This is a genomic window from Pseudomonas sp. rhizo66, assembly GCF_031931925.1.
GTDB lineage: Bacteria > Pseudomonadota > Gammaproteobacteria > Pseudomonadales > Pseudomonadaceae > Aquipseudomonas.
Window position 1 is genome coordinate 1 of sequence record NZ_JAUJWZ010000030.1, and the last position, 25,927, is coordinate 25,927.

The 25,927-nt window shown below is 60.3% G+C and carries 17 protein-coding genes; 8 read left to right on the forward strand and 9 right to left on the reverse strand.

Going from position 1 to position 25,927, the window contains the following annotated elements:
- Window positions 1-413 precede the first annotated feature (413 nt).
- Window positions 414-989 (reverse strand): ANTAR domain-containing response regulator, encoded by a 576-nt coding sequence (locus QZR14_RS26460; protein ID WP_007916390.1) that lies wholly within the window; start codon window positions 987-989, stop codon window positions 414-416.
- A 15-nt stretch (window positions 990-1,004) separates the two neighbouring features.
- Window positions 1,005-2,216: a CmpA/NrtA family ABC transporter substrate-binding protein gene (locus QZR14_RS26465; RefSeq protein ID WP_311998158.1), complete on the reverse strand. Its 1,212-nt coding sequence runs from the start codon at window positions 2,214-2,216 to the stop codon at window positions 1,005-1,007.
- Window positions 2,217-2,439: 223 nt separating this feature from the next.
- Here QZR14_RS26465 and QZR14_RS26470 point away from each other — a divergent pair, with 223 nt between their 5' ends.
- Window positions 2,440-3,462 carry a quinone-dependent dihydroorotate dehydrogenase gene (locus QZR14_RS26470; protein WP_311998159.1) on the forward strand — a complete coding sequence of 341 codons (1,023 nt, stop codon included), beginning with the start codon at window positions 2,440-2,442 and terminating at the stop codon, window positions 3,460-3,462.
- A 186-nt stretch (window positions 3,463-3,648) separates the two neighbouring features.
- Here QZR14_RS26470 and rmf read toward each other — a convergent pair whose 3' ends face one another.
- The gene (gene rmf / locus QZR14_RS26475; RefSeq protein WP_003223300.1) at window positions 3,649-3,864 is read right to left on the reverse strand and encodes a ribosome modulation factor; all 216 of its coding nucleotides are present in this window, start codon (window positions 3,862-3,864) and stop codon (window positions 3,649-3,651) included.
- A gap of 532 nt (window positions 3,865-4,396) precedes the next feature.
- Here rmf and rlmKL point away from each other — a divergent pair.
- Both rlmKL and QZR14_RS26485 read left to right on the forward strand, forming a co-directional pair.
- Window positions 4,397-6,667 (forward strand): bifunctional 23S rRNA (guanine(2069)-N(7))-methyltransferase RlmK/23S rRNA (guanine(2445)-N(2))-methyltransferase RlmL, encoded by a 2,271-nt coding sequence (gene rlmKL / locus QZR14_RS26480; RefSeq protein ID WP_311998160.1) that lies wholly within the window; start codon window positions 4,397-4,399, stop codon window positions 6,665-6,667.
- Window positions 6,668-6,811: 144 nt separating this feature from the next.
- A complete protein-coding gene (locus QZR14_RS26485) occupies window positions 6,812-9,193 on the forward strand; it encodes a sensor domain-containing diguanylate cyclase (protein WP_311998161.1) in 2,382 nt (793 codons plus the stop codon).
- Window positions 9,194-9,328: 135 nt separating this feature from the next.
- Here QZR14_RS26485 and dacB read toward each other — a convergent pair whose 3' ends face one another.
- Entirely contained in the window at window positions 9,329-10,789 is a 1,461-nt protein-coding gene (dacB, locus tag QZR14_RS26490; RefSeq protein WP_311998162.1) for a D-alanyl-D-alanine carboxypeptidase/D-alanyl-D-alanine endopeptidase, read from the reverse strand.
- Between the two features lie 233 nt (window positions 10,790-11,022).
- Between dacB and QZR14_RS26495 the strand changes: the two genes are divergently transcribed.
- Window positions 11,023-11,367 (forward strand): YggL family protein, encoded by a 345-nt coding sequence (locus tag QZR14_RS26495; protein ID WP_095189455.1) that lies wholly within the window; start codon window positions 11,023-11,025, stop codon window positions 11,365-11,367.
- Between the two features lie 242 nt (window positions 11,368-11,609).
- On the opposite strand, the gene QZR14_RS26500 is transcribed toward QZR14_RS26495, so the two are convergent.
- On the reverse strand, window positions 11,610-12,800 hold the full coding sequence (locus QZR14_RS26500) for a benzoate/H(+) symporter BenE family transporter (RefSeq protein ID WP_311998163.1): 1,191 nt from the start codon (window positions 12,798-12,800) through the stop codon (window positions 11,610-11,612).
- Between the two features lie 354 nt (window positions 12,801-13,154).
- On the opposite strand from QZR14_RS26500, the gene QZR14_RS26505 reads away from it, so the two are divergent.
- Window positions 13,155-13,919, forward strand: coding sequence for a GntR family transcriptional regulator (locus QZR14_RS26505; RefSeq protein WP_007918375.1), 765 nt, complete (start codon window positions 13,155-13,157; stop codon window positions 13,917-13,919).
- 224 nt (window positions 13,920-14,143) lie between these two features.
- On the opposite strand, the gene guaD is transcribed toward QZR14_RS26505, so the two are convergent.
- From guaD to xdhA, 4 genes are all read right to left on the reverse strand, one after another.
- Window positions 14,144-15,448, reverse strand: a complete 1,305-nt coding sequence (gene guaD / locus QZR14_RS26510) for a guanine deaminase (protein ID WP_311998164.1) — start codon at window positions 15,446-15,448, stop codon at window positions 14,144-14,146.
- A 13-nt stretch (window positions 15,449-15,461) separates the two neighbouring features.
- A complete protein-coding gene (xdhC, locus tag QZR14_RS26515) occupies window positions 15,462-16,319 on the reverse strand; it encodes a xanthine dehydrogenase accessory protein XdhC (protein ID WP_311998165.1) in 858 nt (285 codons plus the stop codon).
- Between the two features lie 145 nt (window positions 16,320-16,464).
- Window positions 16,465-18,864 carry a xanthine dehydrogenase molybdopterin binding subunit gene (xdhB, locus tag QZR14_RS26520; protein WP_311998166.1) on the reverse strand — a complete coding sequence of 800 codons (2,400 nt, stop codon included), beginning with the start codon at window positions 18,862-18,864 and terminating at the stop codon, window positions 16,465-16,467.
- Entirely contained in the window at window positions 18,857-20,311 is a 1,455-nt protein-coding gene (xdhA, locus tag QZR14_RS26525; RefSeq protein WP_311998167.1) for a xanthine dehydrogenase small subunit, read from the reverse strand. The genes xdhB and xdhA overlap by 8 nt, the downstream gene beginning before the upstream one ends.
- 268 nt (window positions 20,312-20,579) lie before the next feature.
- Between xdhA and QZR14_RS26530 the strand changes: the two genes are divergently transcribed.
- The 3 genes from QZR14_RS26530 (at window position 20,580) to zipA (ending at window position 25,854) form a co-directional block, all read left to right on the forward strand.
- Entirely contained in the window at window positions 20,580-21,239 is a 660-nt protein-coding gene (locus QZR14_RS26530) for a GntR family transcriptional regulator (protein ID WP_250604003.1), read from the forward strand.
- A gap of 2 nt (window positions 21,240-21,241) precedes the next feature.
- Window positions 21,242-24,730 (forward strand): chromosome segregation protein SMC, encoded by a 3,489-nt coding sequence (smc, locus tag QZR14_RS26535; RefSeq protein WP_311998168.1) that lies wholly within the window; start codon window positions 21,242-21,244, stop codon window positions 24,728-24,730.
- A gap of 260 nt (window positions 24,731-24,990) precedes the next feature.
- Window positions 24,991-25,854, forward strand: a complete 864-nt coding sequence (zipA, locus tag QZR14_RS26540) for a cell division protein ZipA (RefSeq protein ID WP_311998169.1) — start codon at window positions 24,991-24,993, stop codon at window positions 25,852-25,854.
- Window positions 25,855-25,927: the final 73 nt, after the last annotated feature.

Consider the following 25,927-nt stretch of genomic DNA (forward strand, 5'->3'; position numbering starts at 1 on the left):
GAGAGGGGACTGACCGAAGTGTCTGGCGTCAAACACCGACCTGAAAGACCGAGTCGATTATGGATTTACATCAGAAAACTACAGGTCTGCGTACTTCGCGAGCATTTCCCCCTCCTCTGGGAGAGGGGACTGACCGAGGTGTCTGACGTCAAACACCGACCTGAAAGACCGCGTCGATTATGGATTTACATCAGAAAACTACAGGTCTGCGTACTTCGCGAGCATTTCCCCCTCCTCTGGGAGAGGGGACTGACCGAGGTGTCTGACGTCAAACACCGACCTGAAAGACCGGGTCGATTATGGATTCACAGCAGAAATCACAGATCGGCGTACTTCGTGAGCATCCCCCAAATCAGTCCCCTCTCCCTCTGGGAGAGGGCTAGGGTGAGGGGCTTTTCAAGCGGTCAGCGCTTTCACCCGAGCAACTCACTCATCGCGATAATCTGCTCCGCCACCTGAATCAGCTTCTGCTGCCGGCTCATGGCCTGGCGGCGCATCAGGGTGTAGGCCTCTTCCTCATTGCAGTCCTTCATCTTCATCAACAGCCCTTTGGCCAGCTCAATGCGCTTGCGCTCAGCCAATTGCTGGTCGCGGGCCTGCAATTGCGCGCGCAAGGCCTGATCACTTTCGAAGCGCGCCATCGCCACATCGAGAATCGGCTGCAAACGCTGGGCGTGAATGCCTTCGACAATGTAGGCACTGACCCCGGACTTGATCGCTTGCCGCATCACTCCAGGGTCATGCTCGTCGGTAAACATCACGATCGGTCGTGGCTGGTCGCGGCTGACCAGCACCACTTGCTCCATGACATCGCGACTGGGTGACTCGGTATCGATCAGGATCACGTCCGGGCGCACCGTTTCGACGCGCGCGGGCAGGTCGATGGTTAGGCCGGATTCGTCGATCACTTCGAAACCGGCCTCGGTCAGTGCGGCTTTCAAGCGGCCGACTTTTTTCGCCGTGTCGTTGATCAACAGAATGCGCAACATGTTCGCGGTCTCCTGTCAGCGGCGGGCGAGAAGGGGGGCATCGTCGTTCAACGCGTGCAGTTTGAAACTGCGCGCGTAGCCGGCCGGGTCGCTGCCGTCCCAGATCTTGCCGTCGAGCAACTGGCTGCTGCGCATGTCGGTGCCCCACGCGGCGACGCCGACAGCGGTGGCGGCGTCGCGGTAGACGTCCAGACGCTGAACCTGGCGGGCAACGGCGAGGTAATCCGGATCCTCACGCAGCAAGCCCCAGCGGCGGAACTGGGTCATGAACCACATGCCGTCCGACAGATACGGCAGATTCACTTCGCCGTTACCGTGAAAGCGCAGCGCGTGCGGATCCTGCCAGCGATTGCCGAGGCCATCGGCATAGTCACCGAGAAAACGCGGTTCGATGCACGCCACTGGCGCATCGAGATATTCCGGCGCGCTAAGCAACTGCGCGGTGCTACGGCGGTTTTCCGGGCTTTCTTCGATGAAACGGCTGGCCTCGAGGATCGCCATCACCAGCGCCCGCGCGGTGTTGGGGTATTGCTCGACAAATTCACGGGTACAGCCAAGGACTTTCTCCGGGTGATCGGGCCAGATGGTCTGGCTGGTGGCCAGGGTAAAACCCAGATCTTGCTGCACCGCGCTGGCCGCCCACGGTTCGCCGACGCAAAAACCATCAATGCGCCCGGCCTGCAAGTGCGCGACCATTTGCGGCGGCGGCACCACCACGCTGTCGACATCCTGCAATGGATGAATGCCCTGACTCGCCAGCCAGTAATACAACCACATCGCGTGAGTGCCGGTGGGGAAGGTCTGGGCGAAGGTGAGTTTTGCGCGGCTTTGGTGCACGTGGCGGTCCAGCGCTTCAGGACTGTTCACGCCGAGGTTTTGCAGGCCGTGGGAGAGGTTGAGGCTTTGACCGTTCTGGTTGAGGCCCATCAACACGGCCATATCAGTCGGGGCGACCCCGCCGATGCCCAGGTGCACGGCGTAGATCAGGCCGTACAGACTGTGCGCGGCATCCAGTTCACCGCTGACCAGTTTGTCGCGCAAGTTGGCCCAGGACGTCTGGCGCTTGAGGTTCAGCGTCAATCCGTAAGGCTGGGCGAAGCCCTGTGTGGCTGCGACCACCACCGAGGCGCAATCGCTCAGGGCTATGAAACCGAGGTTGATTGCGCTTTTTTCCGGGGCATCGCTGCCATTGACCCAGGCCAGTGGCCCTACCGAAGGTTCATTCATCCTGCGTACCTCGAAAAAAAAGCGCCGCCACGGACTTTGCGCAGGCAAACCCCGAAGACGACGCCATTGTCCGTGCCCGCCTGCCGTCATTGGCCGGCGCGCTGATAGCCAGGAGGGTGCAAGGCATATGCCAGAGACAGCGATTTGCGCGTGCGCCTCGCGCCGCAGGTCGATGCCCGGCTATAATCGCCGCCTCTTTTCGCCGCCCGAGTCATCGCCGCCCATGTACACCCTGGCCCGTCAGCTGTTGTTCAAACTTTCCCCGGAAACCTCCCACGATCTGTCGCTGGATCTGATCGGCGCGGGTGGGCGTTTGGGCCTCAACGGCTTGCTGTGCAAGGCACCGGCGAAGAAGCCAGTCACCGTCATGGGCCTTGAATTCCCGAACCCGGTGGGTCTGGCGGCCGGTCTGGACAAGAACGGCGCGGCCATCGACGGTTTTGCGCAACTGGGTTTCGGGTTTGTTGAAATCGGCACCGTGACCCCGCGTCCGCAGCCGGGCAACCCGAAACCACGAATCTTCCGCTTGCCGGAAGCCGAGGCGATCATCAATCGCATGGGTTTCAACAACCTCGGTGTTGATAACCTGCTGGCGCGGGTGGCTGCGGCGAAATACAAAGGCGTGCTGGGCATCAACATCGGCAAGAACTTCGATACGCCGGTTGAACGTGCGGTCGACGATTACCTGATCTGCCTGGACAAAGTGTACGCCCACGCCAGCTACGTGACGGTCAACGTCAGTTCGCCGAACACCCCGGGCCTGCGCAGCCTGCAGTTTGGTGATTCGCTCAAGCAGTTGCTCGCCGATCTGGCCACACGCCGCGCCGAACTGGCCTTGCGTCACGGCAAGCATGTGCCGCTGGCGATCAAGATCGCACCGGACATGACCGATGAAGAAACCGCGCAGGTGGCCCAGGCACTGATCGAAACCGGCATGGACGCGGTGATCGCGACCAACACCACCCTCAGCCGTGTTGGCGTTGAAGGCATGGAGCATGGCGACGAGGCGGGCGGTTTGTCCGGCGCGCCGGTGCGTGAGAAGAGCACCCATACTGTGAAGGTGCTGGCCGGTGAGTTGGCGGGGCGGTTGCCGATCATTGCGGCTGGCGGGATTACTGAAGGCAAGCATGCGGCCGAGAAGATCACCGCTGGTGCGAGTCTGGTGCAGATCTATTCGGGCTTCATCTATAAAGGCCCGGCGCTGATTCGTGAGTCGGTAGACGCGATCGCCGCCCTGCGCAAATAACCCTAGGCTGACCAGGCCAATGTAGGAGCAGCCTTCGGCAGCTCCTACACGAGATGTGTGTCAGCCAGACAGGCATAAAAAAGGGCTCCTCGAAGGAGCCCCTGGGCCGCAGCCCGCCGTCCGGGAAGGACGTGCATGGTAAGTCGTTACAAATTCAGATTGTCGTGTCGGAATAAATGCCCTGTGTCAGCCGACGGCGTGAAGTTCGTTGAGTCTGTGGATTCCCGCAGTGCCGGTCATACCGTCCCAGTTGTCGCCGCGTCCTTCTCGCCAGCCGTTGATCCAGGCTTGACGTACCGACGGTAGAGTAAATGGGCAAAGCTCACGGGATTTACCACCAACGCCATATTGATATCCGCGCAAAAATGCTCTTTCCAACGGATCACGCTTAAGTCTTCTCATAGGGTGTTTCCCTCACTTGTTGACTGTTTTGTGTCGCGTTGACCTCAACTGAGGTCTGGCAGAAAAAACCTGCCATGGTGCGGCTCGCTGCCGGCGTGGCGAGCCAAGGTGTTGACGCCGTTGCGACGTCAACCTGTGCTCAGTTCTAACCAATGAGTCACATCGAGGGAATGATCGTTTTGTCATAAGGACGTAACGAAATTAGTGCTACAGCCATAAGTAACGACGGGTTTCATGCACGGTTTTTCAGCAAACCCCGGTATGATCGGCCCCGCGCTGGATGATGGGGTTAATTCTTTAGTGAGAATGACCCACGTTTGCGCTGGGTTATAAAGCGACGAAGGGTCGCTTTAAGACTTTTTGTTTCATCAACTTTTTTATCTGTCCCGGCATCTAAGCTCTTTTAACCCGAGCAGCGGGGATGGAACGGCACACCTTCGTGCCACGCGGGCGTTCTTTTAGAAAAGCGCCTGATTGAAAACCGGATCGGCAATGCGTTGCCGATTCACTAGCCAAAGGCTCTGGAAATACCATGTCCGACCGTTTCGAACTCTTCCTCACTTGCCCTAAAGGCCTTGAAGGCCTGCTCATCGAGGAAGCCGTCGGGCTTGGCCTTGAAGAAGCGCGCGAGCACACTTCCGCCGTGCGTGGCATGGCGACCATGGAAACCGCTTATCGCCTGTGCCTCTGGTCGCGTCTGGCCAACCGCGTGTTGCTGGTGCTCAAGCGTTTCCCGATGAAAGACGCTGAAGACCTGTACCACGGCGTGCTCGACATCGACTGGCAAGATCACATGCTCAGCGATGGCACCCTGGCTGTTGAATTCAGTGGCCATGGCTCGGGCATCGACAACACCCACTTCGGCGCCTTGAAAGTCAAGGATGCCATCGTCGACAAACTGCGCACCCCGCAGGGCGACCGTCCGTCGATCGACAAGCTCAACCCGGACCTGCGCATTCACCTGCGTCTGGATCGCGGCGAAGCGATTCTGTCCCTTGATCTGTCCGGCCACAGCCTGCACCAGCGCGGTTACCGTCTGCAGCAGGGCGCTGCACCGCTGAAGGAAAACCTCGCAGCGGCGATCCTGATCCGTTCCGGCTGGCCGCGCATTGCTGCCGAAGGCGGGGCGCTGGCTGACCCGATGTGCGGTGTCGGTACGTTCCTCGTCGAAGCCGGGATGATTGCCGCCGACATGGCGCCGAACCTGCGCCGCGAGCAGTGGGGCTTCACCGCGTGGCTCGGGCACGTGCCGGCGCTGTGGAAAAAACTCCATGAAGAAGCCGTCGAGCGTGCCGCTGCCGGTCTGGCCAAGCCACCGCTGTGGATTCGCGGTTATGAAGCCGACCCTCGGCTGATTCAGCCGGGCCGCAACAACGTCGAGCGTGCGGGCCTGAGCGAGTGGATCAAGATCTACCAGGGCGAAGTCGCGACCTTCGAGCCACGTCCGGATCAGAACCAGAAAGGTCTGGTGATCTGCAACCCGCCATACGGCGAGCGTCTCGGTGACGAAGCCAGCCTGCTCTACCTCTACCAGAACCTCGGCGAGCGCCTGCGTCAGGCCTGCCTGAACTGGGAAGCGGCGGTGTTCACCGGCGCGCCGGACCTGGGCAAGCGCATGGGCATCCGCAGCCACAAACAGTATTCGTTCTGGAACGGCGCGTTGCCGTGCAAACTGCTGTTGATCAAAGTGCTGCCGGATCAGTTCGTCACTGGCGAGCGTCGCACCCCGGAACAGCGTCAGGCCGAGCGTGAGCAAGCGGCTTACGATCAAACCCCGGACGAGCCGCAAGAACGCAAGTTCAACAAGAACGGCAACCCGATCAAACCAACGCCTGCCCCGGCGCCGGTGATCGAGCAGCCGCGCTTGAGCGAAGGCGGGCAGATGTTTGCCAACCGGTTGCAGAAGAACCTCAAGGCGATGGGCAAGTGGGTCAAGCGCGAAGGCATTGATTGCTACCGCGTCTACGATGCCGACATGCCTGAGTACGCGATGGCCATCGACCTGTACCACGATTGGGTGCACGTCCAGGAATACGCCGCGCCGAAGTCGATCGACCCGGAAAAAGCCTCGGCGCGTATGTTCGACGCGTTGGCGGCCATTCCGCAGGCGCTGAACGTCGACAAGAGCCGCGTGGTGGTCAAACGCCGCGAGCGCCAGAGCGGCACCAAGCAGTACGAGCGTCAGGCGGCGCAAGGCAAGTTCAATGAAGTGAGCGAAGGCGGCGTGAAGTTGCTGGTCAACCTCACCGACTACCTCGACACCGGTCTGTTCCTCGATCACCGCCCGATGCGCATGCGCATCCAGAAAGAGGCCGCCGGCAAGCGCTTCCTCAATCTGTTCTGCTACACCGCGACCGCCAGCGTGCACGCGGCCAAGGGCGGTGCGCGCAGCACCACCAGCGTCGACCTGTCGAAAACCTACCTCGACTGGGCGCGCCGCAACCTGTCGCTGAACGGTTACTCGGACAAGAACCGTCTGGAGCAGGGCGATGTGATGGCGTGGCTGGAAAGCAGCCGGGACGAGTACGACCTGATCTTCATCGATCCGCCGACCTTTTCCAACTCCAAGCGCATGGAAGGCATCTTCGACGTGCAGCGTGATCAGGTGCACTTGATCGACCTGGCCATGGCGCGTCTGGCGCCAGGTGGTGTGCTGTATTTCTCCAACAACTTCCGCAAGTTCCAGTTGGAAGAAAACCTCGCTGAGCGTTACGCGGTCGAGGAAATCAGCGCACAGACCATCGATCCGGATTTTGCCCGCAACACCAAGATCCACCGCGCCTGGAAAATCACGGCTCGTTGACGCTTTGCGCAATTGGATCCACAGAGCCTTGATTTTTAAAGGCTCCGTGGATCTGCCCGCGCTAGCTAAATTAGTGGCTAATAGCTATAACTCACACACGGTCAATGGGGTTTTCCCGTAAATGCTGGCGTAGTGAGTTGTCTTATGTCGTTGCACCCCGTGCGCCCAAAGATTCTGGGTTTCATCAGTGAAGACGTCTCGGCCTGGCTGGTCGCGCTGCTGGTATTGCTCGCCGGCGGGATTCTCACGGGGCTGCTCGCCTGGGCCACCCTCAATCAGTTTCAGCAACAGACCCGTCAGCGTTTCCAACTGCTGGCCAATGAACGTTACACCCGCATCGAAGAACGCTTTCAGGATCAGGAACAACGCCTTGACGGCCTGCGCCGCTTCTTCGCTAACTCCGAATCGGTGTCCCGCGCCGAGTTCGACGGCTACACCCAACCCCTATTGATGCGCACCCAGGCTTATTCGTTTGCCCGCAAGGTCAATGGCGCCGAGCGCGCCGCATTCGAGCAGCGAGTGCGTGACGAAGGCCAGACCCACTTCACGATCCGTGAGCTGAATGCACAGGGCGAGCTGCAACTGGCGGGCGTGCGCGATGAATACGTGCCGGTGCTCTATAGCCAGACGCAAAGTCGGCTCGGCTCACCGCTGGGCTATGACCTGCTGGCGCAGCCGTTGCGTCGGGACACCCTGCAACGTGCCGACAAACGCGGCGGGCTGGCGGTGTCGCAACCGATGCACCTGGTCAGCATCGAGCCGTCCTATGCGCGCGGCGTGCTGCTGGTGGCACCGGTAAGCCACAGTGGCGAGCGCCAATCGTTTGGCTATGTGATGGCGGTGATCAGCATGCGTCAGTTGCTGGCCGACGGTTTGCCGGATGCCTTCCATGATTATCTGTCGGTGCGCATTCTCGACATGTCGACCAATGATCAGCACGAAGTGTTGTTCGAGTCGACCAACGAGCCAGCACCAAGTGACCTGTCGGCCACGCGCTTGTTGCGCATGGCCGATCACGACTATCAGGTCGATATTATGCCGAGCGACGCCTTCGCACAGGCCAACCATTCCTCGGTTGGCAGCGTGATCATTCTGGGTGGATTGCTCAGTCTGCTGCTCAGCGCTTTGCTCTACGTGCTGGTCAGTCAGCGTCAGCGCGCCTTGCGCATGGTCGAGCTGCGCACGCAGGAGCTGCACGCCAGCGAACAGGAATTGCGCGGCACCCACGGACAGTTGCGCGGCGTGCTGAATGCGGCGACGCAAGTGGCGATCATCGCCACCGACTTGCGCGGTGTGATCAATACCTTCAACCCTGGCGCCGAACAAATGCTCGGTTACAGCAGTGCCGAGGTGGTCGGCCACATGACCCTGGAAAACCTGCACCTGTCCCGTGAGCTGACCAGCCGCGCTGCCGAGCTGAGCGCGCGCTACGGCAAAACCATCCCGACCTGCCACGCGATGCTGGTCGAAGGCGGCGAAGTTGGCGGCCACGAGGCCCGTGAATGGACGCTGGTGCGCAGCGATGGCAGTCATCTACCGGTGAACATGCTCGCCACCCCGGTACTGGATGAGCAGGGCTTGTGGGTCGGCCATCTGGCGATTTGCATCGACATCACCGAGCGTAAGCGCGTGCATGAGGTGCTGGCGGCGCGGGACGTGTTGCTGAAGAAACTCAGCGCGCATGTGCCTGGTGGCATCTATCAGTTCAAGATGGAATTCGACGGGCGTTTCAGCGTGATCTACGCCAGCGACGGCATCCGCGAGATCTACGAGCTGGAGCCGGACGTGCTGCTGTTGAATGCCGAGGCGATCTTCACGCGCATTCATCCACAAGACGTTTCCCGGGTGCGCTCGTCGATTCGCGCCTCGGCCGACAGCCTCAGCCCATGGCGCGAGGAATACCGCGTGCAACTGCCCGAGCGCGGCCTGCGCTGGGTGCGCGGCGAGGCGACGCCGGAAGAACTGCCGGGCGGCGGCGTGCTCTGGCACGGCTATATCTCGGACATTTCCGACCTGAAACGTGTGGAAGAAGAATTGCGCGCGCTGTCAGTGACTGACTCGCTGACCGGCATTCACAACCGTCGCTACTTCCAAGAGCGCCTGACCACGGAAATGGCCCGGGTCGAGCGCGGCGGCGGTGAGTTGTCGGTGATCATGCTCGACATCGACCATTTCAAACGTATCAACGATCAGTACGGCCACGCTGTGGGCGATCGGGTGCTGCAAGCGGTGTGCGAACGCATCGGCCATCGTCTGCGGCGCACCGATGTGTTCTGTCGGTTGGGCGGCGAAGAGTTCATGGTGCTGTGCCCGGACATCGACGGCGAGCATGCGCACACGCTGGCGATCGAGCTCTGGCAGGGCTTGCGCAGTGCGCCGGTGGATGTGGTCGGCGTGGTCACGGCGAGTTTTGGTATCGCCAGTTGGCGACCGGGGGAGGGCGCGGATGCGCTGCTGTTGCGGGCGGATTCGGGCGTGTATATGGCAAAACAGCGCGGGCGCGATCGCGTCGAGCAGATGAGCTGACATTCAATACCACAAACCCTGTGGGAGCTGGCTTGCCAGCGATGGCGTCATTTCAGTCAGCATATTCAGTGACTGACATCCCGCAATCGCTGGCAAGCCAGCTCCCACAAGTTTTTGTGGTGTTTTCTGACTGCGTTACAGGGCCGAAGCGGTCTGCGGCAGTTTCGGCTGCTTGTACAGATCCAGCAGCACCTGATCCAGCACCGACGACGCACCAAACGGTGCCTTGTCATTGAGGATCGCCACCACCGCCCAAGTGTTGCCATTCACGTCACGGCTGAAGCCGGCAATCGCGCGCACGGTGTTCAGGGTGCCAGTCTTGACGTGCGCCTCTCCGCGCATCGCGGTGGTCTTCAGGCGTTTACGCATGGTGCCGTCGGTACCGGCAATCGGCAGCGAGCTGATGTATTCCGCGGCATACGGGCTGTGCCACGCCGCTTGCAGCATGCTCGCCATCTCGCGGGCGCTGACACGTTCGGCACGCGACAAACCAGAGCCGTTCTCCATTACCAGATGTGGCGCGGTGATGCCTTTCTTCGCCATCCATTGACGCACTACGCGCTGCGCTGCCTTGGCGTCATCCCCGTCGGCGTCGTTGCGGAAGCGCTGACCGAGGCTGAGGAACAGCTGCTGGGCCATGGTGTTGTTACTGTATTTGTTGATGTCGCGGATGATTTCCGCCAGGTCCGGCGAGTAGGCACGAGCCAGCAGTTTGGCGTTGCTCGGTGTCGAGGCCAGACGATCCTTGCCCTGAATGCTGCCACCCAGCTCTTTCCAGATCGCGCGCACCGCGCCGGCGGTGTAGGTCGCGTGGTCGAGCAGCGACAGATAAGTCTGCGAACTGCAGCCTTCGCCCAACTGGCCGGCCACGGTCACGGTTACGCTGCCATCGGCCTGCGGCACCGGGTTGTAGCGCACGCCGCCGGTGCACTGCTTGGAGGGCAGCGCTTTGACAGTGTTTTCGATGCGCACGCTGGCAATCGGCGGCTCAACCGAGATCAGTACCCGGCCGTTATCGTTACGGGCGACAAAGCGCAGGGCCTTGAGGTTGACCAGCAAAGAGTCGGGTTTGACCAGGAACGGCTTGTTCTCGTCATTACCGTCATCGTTGAACTCCGGCAGCACTGGCTGCACGAAGAAGTTGCGGTCGAGGATCAGGTCACCGGTGATTTGCGTCACACCGTTGGCGCGCAGATCGCGCATCAACAGCCAGAGCTTTTCCATGTTCAGCTTTGGATCGCCGCCGCCCTTGAGGTAGAGATTGCCGTTGAGGATGCCGCCGTTCAGATCGCCATCGGTATAGAACTCGGTTTTCCACTGATGGTTGGGGCCGAGCATTTCCAGCGCCGCGTAAGTGGTCACCAGTTTCATGGTCGAGGCCGGGTTGACCGACACGTCGGCGTTGAACACGGTCGGCGTGCCCGGGCCGTCCAGCGGCACCATCACCAACGACAGGGCGCTGGGCTGCAATTTGCTCGCTTTGAGGGCCTTTTCGACATTCGGGGTGAGGGAAGTATTGATGGTGGCAGCAGAAACAGGCAGGGCCAGGGGCAAAAGAAGGCCGGCGAGCAATAGAGGACGCAACGATTTGATCATATGAAATAAAACCCTACAGCCGAGGGGAAAATAACGAGGGCATGGATGAAAAAGCCCTCAGCGGTCATGAAAGTGTCGGCATTATGCCCCAAGGTGTTACAGCTTGTGCCTTGTCGGGGCCGGCCAATACGTTATTTTTTTACAGGCGGTCGGCTTCAGGGGCCAGAGAGTCGGGCAATCGGCGGCTTAAACTGGTAAAGTGCCGGCCGTTAATACTTAAGAGGATTGTTCCAATGGCGACTAACCGTTCCCAGCGTCTGCGCAAAAAACTGTGCGTTGATGAATTTCAAGAGCTGGGTTTCGAACTGAACCTGGACTTCAAAGAAGACTTGTCCGAAGAAGCCATTGACGCTTTCCTCGAAGCCTTCATCAAAGAAGCCATGGAAGCCAATGGTCTGGGTTATGTGGGCGGCGACGACTTCGGTCTGGTATGCCTGCAGAAGCGTGGCTCGGTCAACGAAGAGCAGCGCGCTGCCGTTGAAGCCTGGCTGAAAAACCGTTCCGAGCTGACCAAGGCTGAAATCAGCCCGCTGCTGGACGTTTGGTATCCGGAAAAGCCGATCAACGCGGCTAAGTGATACTGAAAAAAACGGCGACCTTCGGGTCGCCGTTTTTTTTCGTCTGGGGTTTGGCTGTTCGGTTTGGGATTTGCGGTGGAGCTGCCCCTCACCCCAGCCCTCTCCCGAGGGAGAGGGGGCCGATTTGTAGGCTTTTCAAAATTTGAGTTCGACTCGGTATCCCACGTCGGCGTATGTCTTCCAAACACCTCGGTCAGTCCCCTCTCCCTCCGGGAGAGGGTTAGGGTGAGGGGCTTTTGATCCTAAGCTTTACGCCAATTCAGAATCACCAGCGTCAAAACCCCCGCCACAATCCCCCAAAATGCCGAACCGATGGAAAACAGCGTCAACCCCGACGCCGTGACCATAAAGGTAATCAGCGCCGCTTCACGTTCCTTCACCTCGGCCATGGCAATGCTCAAACCGTTAATGATCGAGCCAAACAGCGCCAATGCGGCAATCGACAGCACCAGTTCTTTCGGCAACGCGGCAAACAACGCCGCCAATGTCGCGCCGAACACTCCGGCAATCCCGTAGAAAATCCCGCACCAGACTGCAGCCGTGTAGCGCTTGTTGCGATCTTCATGGGCGTGTGGCCCGGTGCAAATCGCCGCGCTGATGGCGGCGAGGTTGATGCCGTGGGAGCCGAATGGCGCCAGCAGCAGTGAGGCGATGCCGGTGGTGGTGATCAGCGGTGAGGCCGGCACGTTGTAACCGTCGGCGCGCAGTACGGCGATCCCGGGCATGTTCTGCGAAGTCATGGCCACCACGAACAGTGGGATGCCGATGCTGATGGTCGCCGCCAGCGAGAAGTGCGGCGTGGTCCATACCGGCGTCGCTACTTCCAGATGAAAACCGCTGAAATCCAGCAGGCCCATAAAGCCCGACAGCGCGGTGCCGATCAGCAGCGCGGCGAGCACGGCATAACGTGGCGACAGGCGTTTGATCAGCAGATAAGTAAAGAACATCACCAGCACCAGCCCGGTGCGGTGCTGTGCGGCGACAAAGATTTCGCTGCCGATCTTAAACAGAATCCCGGCCAGCAATGCCGCTGCCAGTGAAGCGGGGATCTTTTTTACCAGGCGTTCGAAGCTGCCGGTCAGGCCGCAGATCGTCACCAGCACTGCACAGGTGATGTAGGCGCCGATGGCCTCGCCATAGCTCACGCCGCCGAGGCTGGTGATCAGCAACGCTGCGCCGGGTGTCGACCAAGCGATGGTGATGGGCGTGCGATAACGCAGCGACAGGCCGATCGAACACACCGCCATGCCGATGGAAATCGCCCAGATCCACGAAGAAATCTGCCCGCTGCTCAGGCCCGCCGCTTGCCCGGCCTGAAACATCAGCACCAGTGAGCTGGTGTAACCGGTCATCATCGCAATGAAACCGGCGACGATGGCCGACGGCGAAGTGTCGGCCAAGGGGCGCAGTTGAGTGTGGGTGGCGTCGTTCATGACGGCGGTGTTCCTTATACAGATGAAGATGTCCGCCATGGCGCCAGCCCTTGTAGGAGCTGCCGAAGGCTGCGATCTGTTGATCTTGCTTCTTAAAATCAAAGTCAAAAGATCGCAGCCTTCGGCAGCTCCTACAGGGGAGGTGGTGTTCTGACGGCGGATTCTGCGATCAAGCCTAAACTCAAACGTAACGGATCGTTGCAATACAGCGGAAGTCACAAACAGCCGTACAGTCGTGTTGCCACCTTCCATTGTGTACAATCGCGCTGTTTTTTACGCGATACTTGCCAGCGACCTACTGTGCCGTATTACAGTCACGGTCTATTCGCCGCAGTTCTCCCGACTCGAGTGCCCATGAACGAACAGTTGCAACCCCTCAAGAAACAACCGCGAGCAGGCAAAGCCGGCCGCAGCGGAACCCAGGACGATATTGTCTACGCGCATATCTTCGAGGCCATCCTCGAACAGCGTCTGGCGCCCGGCACAAAATTGAGCGAAGAAGCGCTGGGGGAAATCTTCGGGGTCAGCCGCACCATCATTCGCCGCGCGCTGTCGCGTCTGGCCCATGAAGGCGTGGTGCTGTTGCGGCCAAACCGTGGCGCCGTGGTCGCCAGCCCAAGTGTTGAAGAAGCCCGTCAGGTGTTTCTCGCTCGCCGTCTGGTCGAACGTGCGATCACTGAATTGGCGGTGCAACACGCGACGGCCGAGCAGATCGCCGAATTGCGGCAGATGGTCAACGACGAGCGCGACAGTTTTTCCCGTGGCGATCGCGGCGCCGGTATTCGTCTGTCGGGCGAATTCCACCTGAAACTGGCAGAAGCGGCGATGAACGCTCCGTTGATCAGTTTCCAGCGCAGCCTGGTTTCGCAGACGTCGCTGATCATTGCCCAATATGAAAGCGGCAACCGCTCGCACTGCTCGTACGACGAACATACCCAGTTGATCGACGCGATCGAGAAACGCGACGGTGAGTTGGCGGTGAATCTGATGATGCATCACATGGATCACATCGACAGCAAGCTCAACCTCGACGAGGAAGGCGCGTCGGATGATCTGCATGCGGTGTTCTCGCATTTGTTGCAGACCAAGAAGCCGGGGCGCCCTGCGGCCAAGCTCTAAGTCAGACCGAGTTGTCCCCAATCGCTGGCAAGCCAGCTCCCACAGGTTTCTCGGTGTATCGCAGATTTGGTAAACCCCAAAAAGCCCTGTGGGAGCTGGCTTGCCAGCGATAGCAATCTGACAGGCAATAAAAATCCCCCGGACTGAAAAGTACCGGGGGATTTTTTGTGCCTGCATGATCGTTCCCACGCAGAGCGTGGGAACGATCATGGGGCGGGAGAAAATTAGCGTTGATGCACCAAAGCCCCCGCCGCATACGTCTGCTGCACCGTGCGGTCATCGCCCAGCGTCATCAACACAAACAACGTTTCGGCAATGTTGTTGGCCTGCTTCAAGCGGTAGCTCAGCAGCGGCGTGGCATTGTAATCGAGCACCAGGAAGTCGGCGTCGGAACCCGGTTGCAGGTTGCCGATCTTGTCTTCCAGACGCAGCGCCCGCGCGCCGCCCAATGTCGCCAGGTACAGCGACTTGAACGGGCTCAGACGTGCACCTTGCAACTGCATCACTTTGTACGCTTCGTTCAGCGTCTGCAGCAGCGAGAAACTGGTACCGCCGCCGACGTCAGTGCCCAGGCCGACATTCAGCTTGTGCTTCTCGGCCATCGGCAAGTTGAACAGGCCGCTGCCGAGGAAGAAGTTCGATGTCGGGCAAAACGAGATCGCCGAACCGGTTTCCGCCAGTCGTGCGCATTCGTCGTCGCACAGGTGCACGCCGTGAGCGAATACCGAGCGCTCGCCGAGCAGTTTGTAGTGATCGTAAACGTCGAGGTAGCCCTTGCGCTCCGGGAACAGCTCCTTGACCCATTCGATTTCCTTGAGGTTCTCGCTGATGTGGGTCTGCATGTACAGATCCGGGTATTCGGTCAGCAGTTGCCCGGCGAGGGTCAGTTGTTCCGGGGTGCTGGTCGGGGCGAAGCGCGGGGTCACGGCATAGTGCAGACGGCCCTTGCCGTGCCAGCGTTCGATCAGCGCTTTGCTCTCGACGTAGCTCGATTCAGCAGTGTCGGTCAGGTAATCCGGGGCGTTGCGATCCATCATCACCTTGCCGGCGATCATGCGCAGGTCGAGTTTCTCGGCGGCTTCGAACAACGAGTTCACCGACTGCGGGTGCACGCTGCCGAACACCAGCGCGGTGGTGGTGCCGTTGCGCAGCAGCTCCTTGACGAAAATGTCAGCGACTTCGTCGGCGTGGGCCTTGTCGCCGAACTGGCTTTCGCACGGGAAGGTGTAGGTGTTCAGCCAGTCGAGCAGTTGCTCGCCGTAGGCACCGACCATGCCGGTTTGCGGAAAGTGAATGTGGGTGTCGATGAAGCCCGGGGTGATCAACGCGTCCTGGTAGTGCTCGATTTCGATGTCCGCCGCCAGGGTCGGCAGCAGCTCACTGGCGTGGCCGAGGGCGCTGATCTTGCCGCCATCGACCACCAGCAAGCCGTCCTCGAAATATTCGTAGGAGGCTTCGATCCCGACTTCGGCGGGGTCGGCGATGCTGTGCAGGATGGCGGCGCGGTAGGCTTTGCGAGTCAGAGGCATGAGGGTTCTCTAATCAGTTTGAGGCTTTGAGTTTGGCGGCCTGACTGCGTCGGGAAACCGGCAGCAGTCTGGCAATCGGTTCGGCGCTGGCAGTCTGCTGGCCGAAGTTGGCGTTGTAGGTGGCGATGATTTCGCCGGCGATGGAGATGGCGATTTCCACAGGCAGTTTGCCTTTGACTTCGCCGATGCCCATCGGGCAGCGCATGCGTTGCACGACGCTGCTGTCGAAACCGCGATCGCGCAAACGGTGTTCGAACTTCGCCCGTTTGGTTTTCGAGCCGATCAGGCCGAACCAGGCGAAGTCGTTGCGTTTGAGGATCGCGGCAGTGAGTTCCAGGTCGAGCTGATGGTTGTGGGTCATGACGATGCAGTAGCTGCCGGTGGGCAGGTCATCGATTTCATCCACAGGCTCTTCGGCGACGATTTTACGCACGCCGTGGGGGATGTGTTCGGGGAATTCGGCCTCGCGCGAATCGATCCAGCGCACCCGGCAGGGCAGGCTGGCGAGCAGCGGCACGAGGGCGCGGCCAACGTGGCCGGCACCGAACACGGCAATCTGCGCCTGCACCTGACCCATTGGTTCGAACAGCAACACGGTGGCGCCGCCGCAGCACTGACCCAGGCTGGCGCCGAGGCTGAAGCGCTCCAGATGGGTGTCCTGCTTACCGCTGGCGAGCATGTCGCGGGCGATCTGCAGGGCTTTGTATTCCAGGTGCCCGCCACCGATGGTGTCGAAGCTCTGGTGCGCGCTGACGACCATTTTTGAGCCGGCATTGCGCGGCGTCGAGCCGAGTTCTTCGATGATCGTCACCAGAACGCATGGCTCGCCCTGGTTCTGCAGGTCGGCGAGGGCGTCGATCCAGTTGTACATAGTTCACCCCTACAACATCGTTGTCTGTTCGGGCCTCATCGCTGGCAAGCCAGCTCCCACAGGATCTGCGGTGTAACGCCTATCGGTTAAACACCACAAAAACCTGTGGGAGCTGGCTTGCCAGCGATTGGCCGCGCCTCGGTCGTTAGAGCGGAGCCAATTCGGTTTCAGCCTCGACCGCTTTCACAGTCTTGAGCTGACGCATCTGCTCACACCCCCACAACACCCGCTCCGGCGTCGCCGGCGCATCAATCTGCGGTTGATGCTGGTAATCACCGAGGCTCGCCACCGCATCCTTGATCGCACACCACGAGGCAATCCCGAGCATGAACGGCGGTTCACCGACAGCCTTGGAATGGAACACCGTGTCTTCCGGGTTCTTGCGGTTTTCCACCAGCTTCACGCGCAGGTCCAGAGGCATGTCCGCCACGGCCGGGATCTTGTAGCTGGCCGGGCCGTTGGTCATCAGCTTGCCTTTGTTGTTCCAGACCAGCTCTTCCATGGTCAGCCAGCCCATGCCCTGGATGAAACCACCCTCAACCTGACCGATGTCGATGGACGGGTTCAGCGAGGCGCCGACGTCGTGCAGGATGTCGGTACGCAGCATCTTGTACTCGCCGGTCAGGGTGTCGACGATCACTTCGCAGCACGCCGCGCCGAAGGCGAAGTAGTAGAAGGGACGACCACGGGCCTGGCTGCGGTCGTAGTAGATTTTCGGGGTCTTGTAGAAGCCGGTGCTCGACAGCGAGACCTGATTGAAATACGCCTGCTGGATCAGCGCTTCAAAGGTCAGGATGTGATCGCGCACGCGCACATGGCCGTTGTGGAATTCGACGTCTTCTTCAGTGACCTTGAAGTGGCGGGCAGCGAATTCGACCAGACGTTTCTTGATGATCTCTGCCGCGTTTTGCGCCGCTTTACCGTTCAAGTCGGCACCGCTGGAGGCCGCCGTCGGCGAGGTGTTTGGCACTTTGTCGGTGTTGGTCGCAGTGATTTGCACGCGGTCGATTTCCACCTGGAACACTTCGGCCACGACCTGCGCGACTTTGGTGTTCAAACCCTGGCCCATTTCCGTACCGCCATGGTTCAGGTGAATGCTGCCGTCGGTGTAGATATGGATCAGCGCGCCGGCCTGGTTCAAGAAACTGGCGGTGAAGGAAATGCCGAATTTCACCGGGGTCAGCGCCAGGCCTTTTTTCAGGATCGGGCTGTTGGCGTTGTAGCGAAGGATCGCTTCGCGGCGTTCGTGGTACTGGCTGCTTTCTTCCAGCTCGGCGGTCATTTCCTCGAGCATGTTGTGCTCGACGGTCTGGTAGTAGTGGGTGACGTTGCGCTCGGTCTTGCCGTAGTAGTTGGCCTTGCGCACCGCAAGTGGGTCGAGGTGCAGGTGACGGGCAATCGCGTCCATTACTTCTTCGATCGCGACCATGCCTTGCGGGCCACCGAAACCACGGTAAGCAGTGTTCGACGCGGTGTTGGTCTTGCAGCGGTGACCGTTGATGGTCGCATCGCCGAGGTAGTACGAGTTGTCGGAGTGGAACATCGCCCGGTCAACGATCGACGCGGACAAGTCCGGCGAGCAGCCGCAGTTGCCGGCCAGATCCATGTTGATCCCGTGCAGACGCCCGGTGCTGTCGAAGCCGACGTCGTACTCGACGTAGAACGGGTGCCGCTTGCCGGTCATCAGCATGTCTTCGACGCGCGGCAGACGCATCTTGGTCGGTTGGCCGGTGAGGTGCGCCACCACCGCGCACAGGCACGCCGGACTCGCAGCTTGAGTTTCCTTGCCGCCGAAACCACCGCCCATGCGGCGCATGTCGACGACGATTTTGTTCATCGACACGTCGAGCACTTCGGCGACCAGTTTTTGCACTTCGGTCGGGTTCTGCGTCGAGCAGTAAACGATCATGCCGCCGTCTTCGGTGGGCATCACCGAGGAGATTTGCGTCTCCAGGTAGAAGTGCTCCTGACCGCCGATGTGCAGCGTGCCCTGGATGCGGTGTTCAGCGGTCGCCAGAGCGGAAACCGAATCGCCGCGCTGGTGGGTGTGGCTGTCGAGGACGAAGTGGCGTTTGCGCAGGGCTTCGACCACGTCGAGCACCGGCTCGAGGTCTTCGTATTCGATGATTGCGGCCATGGCGGCTTTGCGCGCGGTTTCCAGATCCTTCGCGGCCACGGCGAGCACCGGTTGACCGACGAATTGCACGTCATCGATGGCCAGCAGCGGGTCGCCCGGCAGCAACGGGCCGATGTCTTTCAGGCCCGGCACATCTTCGTGGGTGATGGCGATGCGTACGCCTTCGAAGGCGTAGCAAGGCTTGGTGTCGATGCTGATGATTTTCGCGTGGGCGCGGTCCGACAGGCGTGCATACAGGTGCAGCTGGTTGGGGAATTCCAGGCGATCATCGATGTACTGCGCTTCACCGGACACGTGCTTGGCGGCGCTGTCGTGCTTGACGCTGCGGCCGACGCCCGAGGTCAGATCCTTGGCGAACAGTTCAGCCAGTTCAGCCTGGGTTTTTTCTACGCCGTGATGGTTAGACATAAGCGGTCACCCGAGTCTCGATGTGCGGTGTTTGCAGTTCGATGAAGTATTTGCGCAGCAGGTTCTGCGCGCTGAGCAGGCGGTATTCCTTGCTGGCGCGGAAGTCCGAAAGCGGTGTGAAATCTTCGGCCAGCGCGGCGCAGGCGCGTTCGATCACGGCGTTGTTGAACGGCTGGCCGAGCAACACGGCTTCGCAATGGGCTGCGCGTTTCGGGATCGCGGCCATCCCGCCGAAAGCCATGCGCGCATCGCTGATCACGCCGTTTTCCACGCGCAGGTTGAACGCGGCGCAGACGGCAGAGATGTCGTCGTCCAGACGCTTGGAGACTTTGTAGGCGCGGAACATCTGCTCGGCGCTGGCGCGTGGGACGATGATTTTCTCGATGAATTCACTTTCCTGACGGGCCGTGACTTTGTAATCGATGAAGTAATCTTCGAGGTTCAAGGTCCGGCGGGTTTCGCCTTTGCACAGTACGACCTGCGCGCCGAGGGCGATCAGCAGCGGTGGCGAGTCACCAATCGGCGAGGCGTTGCCGATGTTGCCGCCGAGGGTGCCCTGGTTGCGGATTTGCAGCGAGGCGAAGCGGTGCAGCAATTCGCCGAAGTCCGGGTACTCGGCGTTCAACGCTTCGTAGCAGTCGGAGAGGGCGGTGGCGGCGCCGATTTCGATGCGGTCTTCGAAGGTTTCGATGCGCTTCATTTCGGCGACGTTTCCGACGTAGATCATCACCGGCAGGGTGCGGTGGAACTGGGTGACTTCCAGGGCCAGATCGGTGCCGCCGGCGAGCAGGCGCGCTTGTGGGTAAGCGTCGTAGAGGTCGGCCAGATCGGCGACGGTCAGCGGCACCAGGCAGCGCTTGTCGCCGCTGTTTAGTTCGCCGATATCAGTCGGGGTGATGGCTTTCAAGCGGGCGATGGTCTCGGCTTCACGAGCATCGAATTGATCCGGTTGTTTGCCGCAGCACGATTGTTCGGCGGCTGCCAGAATCGGCCGGTAGCCGGTGCAGCGGCAGAGGTTGCCGGCCAGCGCTTCGTGGGCCTTGGCGTGATCCGGTGCATCGCTGTTCTTTTGCAGGGCGAACAGCGACATGACGAAGCCGGGGGTGCAGAAGCCGCACTGCGAGCCGTGGCACTCGACCATGGCTTTCTGCACGCTATGCAGTTCGCCTTTGTGTTTGAGGTCTTCGACGCTGATCAGTTGTTTGCCGTGCAGCGACGACACGAACGTCAGGCACGAATTGAGGCTGCGATAGCGAATGTGTTCGCGGCCATCGTCATCCGTTTGCAACTCGCCGACCACCACGGTGCAGGCGCCGCAGTCACCGCTGGCGCAACCTTCTTTGGTGCCCGATTTACCGACGTGTTCACGCAGGTAATTGAGCACAGTCAGATTCGGGTCCAGGGCGTGCTCGCTACGGAGTTCCTGGTTAAGTAAAAACTGGATCACGGAAGGCCTCGCAGACTCATTATTGTTGTTAACCGACGTGAACCGAATTTAGCAGGTCTGACTTTTCGGTCAATGGTTTTCTGACTTAAAGGTCAGGAAAAAGCATTTTGACGATCAACAACGTATCTATTCAGTATTGACCCTCATTGGATCCCCTGCTTTTTTGCGGGATTCGTGCCAAAAACCGCTGAGTGGGCACTCCGCCATGACCGTGCATTTGCGCTACACTGCGCCGCTTGTGCAGATCGATAGAGTTTGAAGGACAACCATGACGTTCAAGGCGCCGGACAGCCTCGCCGAGCAAATCGCTCACCACCTCGCCGAACGCATCATTCGTGGCGAAATGAAGCCGGGAGAGCGCATCCAGGAACAGAAGGTCACGCTGGCGCTCAATGTCAGCCGCGGTTCGGTCCGCGAAGCCTTGCTGATCCTCGAACGCCGCCACCTGATCGCGATCCTGCCGCGCCGTGGTGCGCACGTCACCGAGCTGACACCGCACAAGGTGCAGAGCCTGTGCACGCTGATGAGCGAGCTGTACATCCTGCTCGGCAACGCGGTGGCCAATGGCTGGCAAGTGCAATCGGACATGGCGCCGTTCGTGCAGATCCAGCAGCGCCTGACCGCCAGCTACGAGCGTCAGGACATTCGCAGCTTCGTCGACGACAGCTTCGCCGTGATGCGCGCCGCCTATCCGTTCGCCAACAACCCGTATCTGCAAGAAACGGTCGAGAACCTGCAGCCGGCCATGAGTCGCGCCTACTTCCTCGCCCTCGAACAGCGCAAGGCGGAAATGAGCGAGTTCCTTGAACTGTTCGAACGCCTGCTCGCCGCCGTGCTCGCCCGTGATTTGCCGCAGATCCGCATCGTGCTGACGGCTTACGCCCAGCGCAGCTGTGATCTGGTGGTTTCCGCCCTGACGGTTGCCTAAGCGTGCGGCTCAAGTGCATCAAACTGGCGGGATTCAAATCCTTCGTCGACCCGACCACGGTGAACTTCCCCAGTAACATGGCGGCGGTCGTCGGGCCGAACGGTTGCGGCAAGTCGAACATCATCGACGCCGTACGCTGGGTGATGGGCGAAAGTTCGGCGAAGAACCTCCGTGGCGAGTCGATGACCGACGTCATCTTCAACGGCTCGACCAGCCGTAAGCCGGTGAGTCAGGCCAGTATCGAGCTGGTCTTCGACAACTCCGACGGCACCTTGCTCGGCGAATACGCGGCCTACGCGGAGATTTCCATCCGTCGTAAAGTGACCCGCGACAGCCAGACTACTTATTACCTCAACGGCACCAAATGCCGTCGTCGCGACATCACCGATATCTTCCTCGGCACCGGCCTCGGCCCGCGCAGCTACTCGATCATCGAGCAGGGGATGATCTCCAAGCTGATCGAATCCAAGCCCGAAGACCTGCGTAACTTCATCGAAGAAGCTGCCGGCATCTCGAAATATAAAGAGCGCCGCCGCGAGACTGAAAACCGTATCCGCCGCACGCACGAAAACCTCGCGCGTCTGACTGACCTGCGCGAAGAGCTCGAACGGCAACTCGAACGTCTGCACCGCCAGGCCGAAGCGGCGAAGAAGTACCAGGAATTCAAAGCCGAAGAACGCCAGCTCAAAGCGCAACTGTCGGCCCTGCGCTGGCAGGATCTCAACGATCAGGTCGGCCAGCGCGAGTCGATCATCGGCACCCAGGAAATCAGTTTCGAAGCGCTGGTCGCCGAGCAGCGTAATGCGGATGCGGCCATCGAACGCCTGCGTGACGGTCACCATGACCTGTCCGAACGCTTCAATCTGGTGCAAGGGCGCTTCTATTCGGTCGGCGGCGACATCGCCCGGGTCGAGCAGAGCATCCAGCACGGCCAGCAACGTCTGCGGCAGTTGCAGGACGATTTGAAAGAAGCCGAGCGCGCGCGTCTGGAAACCGAATCCCATCTGGGCCACGACCGCACGTTGCTGCTGACCCTCGGCGAAGAGCTGGACCTGCTCACCCCCGAGCAGGAAGTCACCAGCGCCGCCGCCGAAGAGGCCGCCGCTGCGCTGGAGGATTCCGAAAGCGTCATGCACGGCTGGCAGGAGCAGTGGGACGCCTTCAACCTGACCGCCGCCGAACCGCGCCGGCAGGCCGAAGTGCAGCAGTCGCGCATCCAGCAGCTGGAAACCAGCATGGAACGCCTTGCTGACCGGCAAAAGCGTCTCGGCGAGGAGCGCGCGTTGCTCTCGGCTGACCCGGAAGACGCGGCGATCATGGAGCTCAATGAGCAGCTCGCCGAGTCCGAAGCGACCCTCGAAGATTTGCAGACCAGCGAAGAAGCGCAGGTCGAAAAGCTTGAACAACTGCGCCAGGAATTGCAGCAAGCGCTGACCGCGCAGCAACAGGCGCAGGGCGATTTGCAGCGCCTCAACGGTCGCCTGGCTTCTCTGGAAGCTTTGCAGCAAGCCGCGCTCGATCCGGGCACCGGCACCGCCGAATGGCTGAAGGAACACAACCTCGCCGAGCGCCCGCGTCTGGCCGAAGGTTTGAAGGTTGAGGCCGGTTGGGAGTTGGCGGTGGAAACCGTGCTCGGCGCCGATCTGCAAGCGGTGCTGGTCGACGATTTCAGCGGTTTTGATTTATCCGGTTTCACTCAAGGCGATCTGCGCCTGCTCAGCCCGGCCAGCGATGGCGTGCGGATTGCGGGCAGTTTGCTCGACAAGGTCGACGCGCAGATCGATCTGTCGCCGTGGCTCGGTCAGGTCAAGCCGGTCGACAGCCTTGAGCAGGCCTTGGCCTCGCGCGGGCAGTTGAGCGCTGGCGAGAGCCTGATCAGCCGCGACGGTTACTGGGTCGGCCGGCACTTCCTGCGCGTGCGCCGGGCCAGCGAAGCGGAGAGCGGCATGCTCGCCCGTGGTCAGGAAATCGAAGCGCTGCACCTTGAGCGCGAAGAGAAAGAAGCTACGGTCGAGGCCATGGAAACCCGTTTGCAAACCCTGCGTGCGCAACAGCGCCAGCAGGAAAACGGTCGAGAACATTTGCGCCGTTTGCTGCAAGACGAAGCGCGTCAGCAAGGCGAACTGAAAGCTCAGTTGTCCGCCGGCAAAGCCAAGGCCGAACAGCTGACTTTGCGTCGTACGCGCCTCGATGAGGAGCTGGTCGAGCTCGGCGAACAACGCGAACTCGAGCACGAACAGATCGGCGAAGCGCGCATGCAATTGCAGGAAGCGCTGGATGCCATGGCGCTGGACACCGAGCAGCGCGAGTTACTGCTGGCTCAGCGCGACAGCCTGCGCGAACGCCTCGACCGCGTGCGTCAGGAAGCGCGGCAGCACAAGGACCATGCGCATCAATTGGCCGTGCGTCTAGGCTCGTTGCGCGCGCAGCACGACTCCACGCGACAGGCGCTGGAACGCCTGGAAATGCAGGCCGAGCGCCTGACCGAAAAGCGCGAGCAGTTGAGTCTGAATCTGGAGGAGGGCGAGGCACCGCTGGAAGAGCTGCGCCTGAAACTCGAAGAACTGCTCGACAAGCGCATGACCGTCGACGAAGAACTGAAAACCGCGCAGATCGCGCTGGAAGATGCCGACCGTGAACTGCGCGACGCAGAAAAACGCCGGACTCAGGCCGAGCAGCAGTCGCAACTGATTCGCGGCCAACTCGAACAGCAACGCATGGAATGGCAAGCCCTGACCGTGCGCCGCAAGGCGTTGCAGGATCAATTGCTCGAAGACGGCTACGATCTCAACGGCGTGCTCGCGACCTTGACAGCTCAAGCCAGTGAACGCGAAGCCGAGGAAGAACTCGAACGCATCAATGCGCGGATTCAGCGCCTGGGCGCGATCAACCTCGCGGCCATCGACGAATACACGCAACAGTCCGAGCGTAAACGTTATCTGGATGCGCAGGACGCCGATCTGGTCGAAGCGCTGGAGACCCTGGAAAACGTCATTCGCAAGATCGACAAGGAAACCCGTAACCGCTTCAAAGATACCTTTGATCAGATCAATGGCGGTTTACAGGCGCTTTTCCCGAAAGTTTTCGGTGGCGGGCGCGCGTATTTGGAACTGACGGGCGAAGATCTACTCGATACAGGGGTAACGATCATGGCGCAGCCGCCCGGGAAGAAGAACAGCACCATCCATTTGCTCTCCGGCGGGGAGAAAGCCCTGACCGCACTGGCACTGGTTTTTGCCATCTTCAAATTGAACCCGGCGCCGTTCTGCATGCTCGATGAGGTTGACGCGCCACTGGATGACGCTAACGTTGGACGCTACGCACGCTTGGTCAAAGAGATGTCGCAGACCGTGCAGTTCATCTACATCACCCATAACAAGATCGCCATGGAAATGGCCGAGCAGTTGATGGGCGTAACGATGCATGAACCGGGTTGTTCGCGACTGGTAGCCGTGGATGTCGAGGAGGCGATGGCGATGGTGGACGCCTGAGCCAGCGTGGTGTCGGAAAGGTAATTGGGGGTTGTAGGACTTTTTTACCGGGGCTCGACTTGCTGGCCAATCGACATATTCGCGCAAGCCAATGAGACAGACGGTGTAAAGTTGTCTTTGGTCGTGCTAGTTTAATGTCAATTTTTCGTATACGTGGGCAAAACGCCTGTCAGAACATAGAGTTGGCGCCACGTTTTAAAGCGGTTTGCACAATGTAAACCCCTTATTTTTCAGCATTTTTTATAGAGGCACGGGATTACATGGAAATCGGTCTGCGCGAGTGGCTGATCGTCATCGGCATCATTGTGATAGCCGGTATTCTTTTCGATGGCTGGCGCCGTATGCGCGGCGGCAAGGGAAAACTGAAATTCCGTCTTGACCGAAGTCTGTCCAACCTGCCGGACGAGGACACCAGCGCTGAGCTGTTGGGCCCGGCTCGCGTGCTGGACACTCATAAAGAGCCGCAATTGGATGAACACGATCTGCCGTCGGTGAGCATGCCGGCCCGCGAAGCACGCGAGCCTCGCGAATCGGGTTCGAAACGTGGCAAGCGTGGCAGCAACGGCCCGGCTCAGGGCGACCTGAACCTCGACCTGGATCTGGACGGCGGCCCGAGCTTCAGCAGCCGTGACGACGATTTTGTTGAAGGCAGCAAGCCTGCGTCGGCAGTGGCCGACAAGGATCAGCCGCAAGCTGAGGAAGTCCTGGTGATCAGCGTGATTTGCCGTGACGCCGCTGGCTTCAAAGGCCCGGCGCTGTTGCAGAACATTCTCGAAAGCGGTCTGCGTTTCGGCGAGATGGATATTTTCCACCGTCACGAAAGCATGGCCGGCAACGGTGAAGTGCTGTTCTCCATGGCCAATGCGGTCAAGCCGGGCATCTTCGATCTGGACGACATCGACCATTTCAGCACCCCGGCGGTGAGCTTCTTCCTCGGCCTGCCAGGCCCGCGTCATCCGAAGCAAGCCTTCGACGTGATGGTGGCCGCCGCTCGCAAGCTGTCGCAGGAGCTGAACGGCGAACTGAAAGATGACCAGCGCAGCGTCCTCACCGCGCAGACCATCGAACACTACCGTCAGCGCATTGTTGAATTCGAACGCCGCGCATTGACCCAGAAGCGCTAAGGCCTGATCAAAAGATCGCAGCCTTCGGCAGCTCCTACAGAGGATCGCGATCCTGTAGGAGCTGTCGAGTGCA